The organism is Butyrivibrio hungatei, assembly GCF_900101605.1.
Taxonomy (GTDB): Bacteria; Bacillota; Clostridia; order Lachnospirales; family Lachnospiraceae; genus Butyrivibrio; species Butyrivibrio hungatei_B.
The window spans coordinates 19,867-27,625 of the sequence record NZ_FMUR01000024.1; the positions used below are offsets into that span (position 1 = coordinate 19,867).

Sequence of the window (7,759 nt, forward strand, 5' to 3'; positions counted from 1 at the left end):
CAAAATGAGAGGGTTTCGGAAATCAATAAGTAAAGGGCTGATAAGAAAATAAGGAATAGTGAAAGTTTTACACACAGTTAGTAGAGGGTGTTGTTGATGTACGGTCAGATAAAAGGTGAAATAGGTAAGATAAGAAGAAAATACATAGAATCTGCTGAAGAAATTGTTAGTGGTTATAACAGAGAACTAAGTCTGTCTAAAGACTATGAAGGAAGACAATTGTTTGAACTTCTTCAAAACGCTGATGATGAGGCAGCGGGGTCCTCTGGAAAGGTTCTTATTACTTTTGATGGTAAAAAGCTTGCTGTTTCAAATACAGGTGATGCATTTAGTTTTAGAGGCGTTAAATCGCTTTTATATCCAAATGCAAGCCCCAAAAAAGTTCATGCAAAAAAAATTGGATGTAAAGGGTTAGGATTTAGATCAATACTTACCTGGTCAAATGTGGTTACAGTGGCATCAACAGATTTTTCCATACAGTTTTCCAAGAAATATGCGGTTGAATTCCTTAAGGAAATTTTGGAAGAAAGACCTGAACTTAAGCAAGAAATAAAAGCTTTATCACATGAACAATGGCCAATAGCTACTTTGACTTGTCCTCGCTTATTGAAAGATAGTGCGTTGGTTAAAGGGTATTCAACTAGCATTATTATGGACTGTCATGAAGAATTAGTAGGGGAGATAGAATCTCAAATTAAGAATCTAGAGTTTGAAGAGTTAGTGTTTCTTCCCAATCTCAAAGAAGTTGAAATCATATGTAATGAATATCATAAAGTGTTTTATAAAGTTGTCGATGGTGAAAATGTTATCATTGAAACTAATGACAAGAATATTGGTCATATTGAATGTGCATGTTGGAAGTTATATAAACAAAACGGCACAATTAAAGATGAGAACAATAAGGAAAAAGACTATGAATTTATTATAGCCTATGATTCATCTGTAGAGCATCAAGGTGAAGTACTTTACTCCTATTTTAAAACTGATGTTAAACTTGGTTTTCCGGCATTAATTCATGGAACGTTTGAACTAACCAGTGATAGAAATAGTTTACAGAAGCAAAGCGCGGTAAATAAGCAGTTGATACCACTTCTTGCAGATTTTTTGGTAGAAACTGCCGTGTCAATTTCTGAAGAACAGCAGGAATGTGATTATAGACCTCTAAGTTTGGTAATTTCATCAGATTTGGATCTTGTTTTGAAGAATGTATATAAATTTGATGAATTGCTACGGGAAAAAGCTTATGAAAAAAAGATTCTTCCTACAATTTCAAATGAGTATATATCAATTAATGATAGTCCTAAGTATTCAGATGATGATTTTGCTTCTGTTTTGAATCCAAAGGTGTTTTCATCGTTACTAAAATTATCAGACGATAAGTTTATCGAAAGATATCTTAAGAATGATTTGGGCATTCATTTTTTTGATTATTCTGATTTTTGCAGTCTCATTAATGATGATATTGAATTCTATAGCATGGATGACAGAATAAGTCTAATTTCGCTAATTGAGAGTGAATATCGATTTAAGGTGGCTGATATTTTTCCACATCTGATTATTGATAGTAATGGAGAAAATATTGCAGATTCGGTAAAAGTTTATCCGTTTCCAAATGAAGAACAAATAATCGCCTTGCCAGAATGGGTTGACATTAAATTTTTGAATCAGAATATGGAGAAGAAACTATATGAAGAACTTTCATTAGGAAATAATCGAAGAAATTTAGTGAATAGACTGTCTAGATATAATTTGGAAGAATATAGTTTTGATCGATTATTACGTGGAGTCGTCAATCAGATTGATGATGATATGCTAACACATGAGAAATGCTCTGATATTCTTAATTGGTTATGGAAATATTATAATCTTGACGATAGACAGGCAATACCCGATGTAAGGGTAATGATTATCTGCAGAGATGGTGTTATTCGACCTGCTAAGGAATGCTATGTCGGGAATGATTTTGGAAACGAACTTGGAGAAAGGTTAATTGGATTATATTCAGAAAACTTTGTTGCATTTGATAAATTAAATATTGAATGTGATGATAAAAATAGCATCGTAGGATTCCTTGAGTGGTTAGGCGTTTCAAAGTATCCTAGGTTAGTAAAGAGAAATTTGTCTTATGATGGACGCCAAGAATATGTTGATACATGCTATCCATTATATGTTCAAAGAGATAATTGTTGGTATGAAAAGAGTGATTTCAACAGTATTAATCATGTGACTGTTGGTATTTTCGAAAATATCGATGTTTTGTTTGAAAAAGCCAATTTTAATGACTTAATAGCTTGGTTTATTTTAGATGACAAAATAGGAAGTAGAATTAATTCAGATTCTGAGGAGAAAAATACGTTCTCATGTATAAAAGGTTATCCATATAAGAAAATTGATGAGAGAACCGTTACATCAGGGTATATGAAGTCATATTTGAAATTCTATCTTGCAAACAAAAAATGGATTCCAAATGCAAATGGACTGAAAAATATACCTAAATACTGCTGTTTTGAAGATAATATGTTAGAACCATTTATTATCGTTCCAGATGTGGATTACACATATATCAAGGAAATTGTGGGAAGAGCATGTAAAAAGGATGTTGACGCAATTTTAAGTAGGATAGGAGTTTCTGATGTATTTCAAGAAATGGATAGAAGTGTCATTTACCAGGCTCTATATAAACTACCTGAACTAGATCCTGATTGTAAAAAGGCAAGGGCATTGTATCGAAAGATTATTCGAGATGGGCTTACTCCAGAGGAGTATAAAAAGAATAATCCTGATTATGATGTATTTATTAATGCAGGAAGAGTTGCGGCACGAAAAGGTGGCGAAAAGAGGTATATTGATGTAGCAGATGTTAGATATGCTGATAAAAAAGTATTTAGCGATGAAATATTAAAGAGCTTTAATATGTTTGATATTGATGCTAGATCAGGAGAGGATAAAGTAAAAAAACTGTTTGGTGTAAAGCCTCTGAAATATACAAATGTTGAATTGGTAGAATTACCAGAACTACATCCTTTTGATGATTTATTCAAAAAGGAGTATTTGAGATTCTTACCATATGTGTATGCTTGCAGGATGGGATTAAAACAGGCAGCGACTGATTTTAGGAGATTGAAATCTTCTAAGGTAATATTGTGTAGTAGGGTAAAGATACAGTATAAATTTGGTGAAGAACAACGAGTATCTGAATTAAAGGATTTCGAAACTGTTTACCTAAGAAAGAGCAACATTGCATATATCTGTGTGCCCAAGAGGTTCTCAACATTCGAGGAATTGAAACAAATATTTGAGTTTGCAGATGCTGTTGCAGAATTAGTTACAGCTATTCTCGATGTAAATGAAGATAAAGATTTTTTCCGAGATTTATTTCGCGATTCTGAGTTGATCAGAGAAAAAAAGATGCGCTCCGATAGGAGTGATGAAAATCTCGAAATGCTCACTGAAGCAAGAAAAAAATTTAATACAGAGATTAATGCAAGAGATGAATTTTGGATGACCATTGCCGAAGTTCTAAAAGTACCCAATATAGATATTACTTCTTGCACTGCTGATAATCTTTTGGAAGTTCTTCATATGTCAAGTGATTGTGATGAAGGAGTAAACTATGAGGAACTTAGCTGTAACGAGAGTATTGAGAAACTCATATCAATTTTTGGGGCGCTTGAAATTGATGTGGACAGGTATAATGGTGCTGCGGTTCATAATATTGATGCTACGAAATATTGGAGAGCTAAGCTTAACTCAAAAATGCAAATGTATATTAAAAAGTATCAGGCTTATTTGATTAAAGATTTGCAAGATGAAGAAAAATGTGTGGAACTGTATGATCAGTATAAAGAGGAATATATTTTTTTAGAACCTACAATTCCAAACTCTCTATTCGTAAATATTGATGAAATATTTAAATCAGAATGCGGATTGAGTTTTAATGATTTGGATCAATATTCTAATACAATGATTGATGAACTTATTTCAGCAGAAGAAAAGAAAATATCTCAAGAGGATTTGGATAAACTGAAAATACAATATGCGCCTTCCAAAGTTGAAGCATATCTTGTGTTCGGGCAGATTGAAAAGTTACTTAATCCTGAAACTACTGAAGCATCAAAAGCTCAGGATATGCAAGCTGATGACAATGGACTGAAAGAACGTATTGAAAAAGTATTTTCATTGCCTGCGCAAGGCCTTAATGATGTTGGTACTGAAGCTGTTGAAAATGAAGAAACTACAACAGATGTGGGTCATCATAGAAAACACATTAAAAGAATACATTCCGAGATAACTGATAGAAAAAAACAGGAGATTGGAATGATTGGGGAAGCATATGTGTATAAAGAACTTCTTGGTCTTTACCCTGATGTAAGATGGGTTTCTGGAAATGCTGAGCAAGCTGGACTGATTGTAAAGGGTGATGATACATGCGGTTATGATATAAAATATACTGATTCTAAAGGAATGATACAGTATGTTGAAGTGAAATCATCACGAAGTGAAGATATAGCATTCAATTTATCTGATAGTGAGTTGCGATTCGGATGCCAAAATGCTTCATCATACGAGATTATTTATGTTGTAATAGGTGATGATGGTTTGCCGGTTCATAAACCATGGAGGTTAGGACACTTATTTAAGTTTGTGGAAGGTGAAGGTCTTTTACATAATGAACGTTTTTCAATTGAAAGCGATAGTTATAGAGTGACAGCAAAAAAGATTGATGGATCTGACAATTAGCGGTTTTTGAAGAATACAGAATGGCTATAAAAACTGTGTGCTTTCAATGAGGAGTTTATTTTTATAATGCAAAATATAAATAATTTATCAAATATGATTCAGTGGTGTAATGATAATGTGGGTTTTGCTACTATTGTTCTTTCTGCTTTAACTTTGTTAGTCAGTATCATAGCCATATTTGTATCAATAAGGACTGCACGTCTGCCATATAAGAAATTAATAAAGATAGAAGCTGGTAGCTATTTTACAACGGATGGAGCATCAGGGTTACATGTTACTGCTATAAATTGCGGAAATATGGATTTTACTATAAGTAGCATGGGGTGTAGGGTTAACGGAAAGCGCATTTACATTGCGGGAGATACGGGAGCTACAAAGGAGGCAAGACAGGTGAAGTGTGATATAGCTCTTTTGCCCATTGGAGGAACATTTACTATGGATGCCAAAAGAGCTGCGGATCTTGCAAATACAATAAGGCCGGAATACGCCATCCCCGTCCATTACGGCGGACTTGTTGGGAAAAAGAGCGACGCTCAGACTTTTGCTTCGCTTGTAAAGAGCCCTGTGAAGGTTGTTGAGAAGATGCAGTATTTTGATTGATATAGGAGATTTTAGTTATGACTATGGATGAATTTCTAAAATTGGAATATGGATCTGTTGTTTTAAGTAAAAGTAATCCTGAAGAGGAATATGAGATTATTGATACAGATGTGTTCGGAGAAAGTTACAGAGGGCGAGAACACTGTGTATTAGGCGCTAGAGGAAAAATAACTCATAGAGATATTCGGATAGATAGAGGTAATCTTAAATATTGGGATATCGTAAACTACAATATGCAAAAAGGAGAGCTGTAATGGCTAAAGATTTGTCTCTGATTTTTGAAAGAAAACCGGAACAATGGGGATTACGAGGAGATCCATACCTATGGGATGAAATGCGGGATTTATTTGGAGGTGCTTCTTTAGATATAAGTACGCGGGATTTGGCTGATCAAATATGTGAATGCTATGAAAATGCTATAGGTGAGCCATTAAAATATGGTTCGAAGGTGTTTGTTGAACGGTTTGCTCATGGAGGAATGTCGTCAGGTTACGTTTCCGGTGAGTTTTGGATATGTATAGGTATTCCTTTTTTAATAGATAATTTCAGAAAGATAAAGCAGGATATACGGTTGTGATACTTGGCGGTATTTTAATTGTTGATGTAGGTGGTTATATCTGAAATAGTACGTGCCAAGAGATTGAATATGCTAAAGCACATGACAGGTAAATAATGTTTTTGAAGAAAAACTTTTTATGTTAGGAGCAATAATAATGGAATATGTTGTAATTGCTTTTATAGTAGGTGTAGTTTTAGCGGTAATAATAGGAGTTCTAATTAGAAATAGAAAAAAAGAGGGACGAGTTTCTGAAACTTCAAAAAGGAACTCTTTGGAGATAAGAAATGAGTCATCGTTGCAAGTCGATTCTGAGATGATTACAAATCTTTCTGAAATCGATGAAACCAAGCTTGTTGAGATTAAAGACAGTAAGCTTTTGGCAAGATTGGATAATGTTATTCCTAATGTAGCGCAAGCAGTAGCAAATACAGGTGCGGCTAAAGCTTATAAGAATGCTACTGAGGCTGCAGGACAATTATATAAAGCTATAATTCCTAAAGGTGCTGTGTTGGATAATTCAAGAGACATGAAAGGGGCTTTTAGAGCATCATATCGAGAAGTAGCCAATAGGATCGAAGGTAATGCAAATTTGGTGCCTGTAGATAGTAAAGCTGCAGATGGACTTGCAAAACTGAGTTCGGCATCTGCAGTAATGAATGTGGCATCAATGGTGGTTGGGCAATATTATATGACACAGATTAACGACCAGCTTACCAGTATAAGTGCAGGTATAGATAAAATAGTTGATTTTCAGCAAAAAGAGTATAAAAGCAAGGTTTTGGCTCTTGTCGCGGGTATTCAAAAGTTAGCTATATTCCAAGTTGAAACAATTGAAAATTATGAGTTGAGAAATAGAGAATTATCACATTTAAAGAATCTTGAGCATGAATGTGCCGAATTACTTGGTCAGGCTAATTTGACATTGCAAGCTATTTGCGGAGATTCTGATATAGATTACAGTACTTATGAAGATAAGGCTAAAGAAGCGGAGCAGTGGTTTCGATATCAGCAAATTTTGGTAAAAGTTATGGATCAGATTTCTGATTTGACATATGCTTTAAACTTAGGCGCGATTTCTCGGAAAAACAGTTGTGCATTGATGGGACCATACGCAAAGCAGGCTAATGATACGCTTGTCAAGTTAAATGAATGGCATAATAGGGTATGCAAGAAGCTTGAAATAAATACTGATGAGCAACGAAGAAAACGTCAAGGAATAGAAGGCTTTTTTATGAGTGCTTTAGGAGCATTTAATGATGATTTGAATTATAAGAAAGTATCAGATGAAATGATTCATAGAATTGAGAATCAGACAGATAAAGAAGTTTTAAATAATGATTCACGAACAGATTTATTCCAAGAGGATGTGAATCTGATAGTAAAAGATGGCAAAGTTTTTTATTTACCTCAGACTGGATAAAGGCATGGCAGTTTATATGACAGAGATTCAGCTCATCATATCGCAATCCGTCATTTACAATTACGCGTCTCAAAATACAGTTTGACTAATTAAGTTTGGAGAGATGAAGATGGTAATATCTGAGCAAATACCGATAGAAGTAGAAGATGTGCTTTGGTCCTATGTCAATAAATAGTACAAATTAAAATGAGAGGTTTACCTGCTTATGCAGCAGGCGCAACCATAACCCTCTCATATAGTTCTTCGAATTCGTTAGGAGACATATAGTCACAGTGGCTGTGAATCCTAACGGTGTTATAAAAGGTTTCGATATACTCGAATACAAGCCTATATGCGTGCTTGTAGTTGATAATAGAAAAGCGGTTAAGCCATTCCCTTTTAATCAAGGAATGGAAGGATTCTATGCAGGCATTATCGTATGGATAACCGCTATGGGAATA

General features: G+C 34.4%; 6 protein-coding genes. 5 read left to right on the plus strand and 1 reads right to left on the minus strand.

The features are described from left to right. Positions 1-96 precede the first annotated feature (96 nt). The 5 genes from BLP87_RS15070 to BLP87_RS15090 all read left to right on the plus strand — a co-directional run bounded on the left by BLP87_RS15070 (position 97) and on the right by BLP87_RS15090 (position 7,319). A complete protein-coding gene (locus BLP87_RS15070) occupies positions 97-4,740 on the plus strand; it encodes a sacsin N-terminal ATP-binding-like domain-containing protein (RefSeq protein ID WP_074463408.1) in 4,644 nt (1,547 codons plus the stop codon). Between the two features lie 93 nt (positions 4,741-4,833). Then, a complete protein-coding gene (locus tag BLP87_RS16495; protein WP_330390096.1) occupies positions 4,834-5,340 on the plus strand; it encodes an MBL fold metallo-hydrolase in 507 nt (168 codons plus the stop codon). Between the two features lie 17 nt (positions 5,341-5,357). Further along, positions 5,358-5,594 carry a hypothetical protein gene (locus BLP87_RS15080; RefSeq protein ID WP_074463410.1) on the plus strand — a complete coding sequence of 79 codons (237 nt, stop codon included), beginning with the start codon at positions 5,358-5,360 and terminating at the stop codon, positions 5,592-5,594. Then, positions 5,594-5,917, plus strand: coding sequence for a hypothetical protein (locus BLP87_RS15085; protein ID WP_074463411.1), 324 nt, complete (start codon positions 5,594-5,596; stop codon positions 5,915-5,917). Before BLP87_RS15080 ends, BLP87_RS15085 begins: the two co-directional genes overlap by 1 nt. Positions 5,918-6,053: 136 nt before the next feature. Beyond that, entirely contained in the window at positions 6,054-7,319 is a 1,266-nt protein-coding gene (locus BLP87_RS15090) for a hypothetical protein (RefSeq protein WP_083334646.1), read from the plus strand. 203 nt (positions 7,320-7,522) lie between these two features. Here the strand turns inward: BLP87_RS15090 and BLP87_RS16555 are convergent. Beyond that, on the minus strand, positions 7,523-7,759 hold a 237-nt coding region (locus tag BLP87_RS16555; protein ID WP_143002164.1), incomplete at its 5' end, for an integrase core domain-containing protein.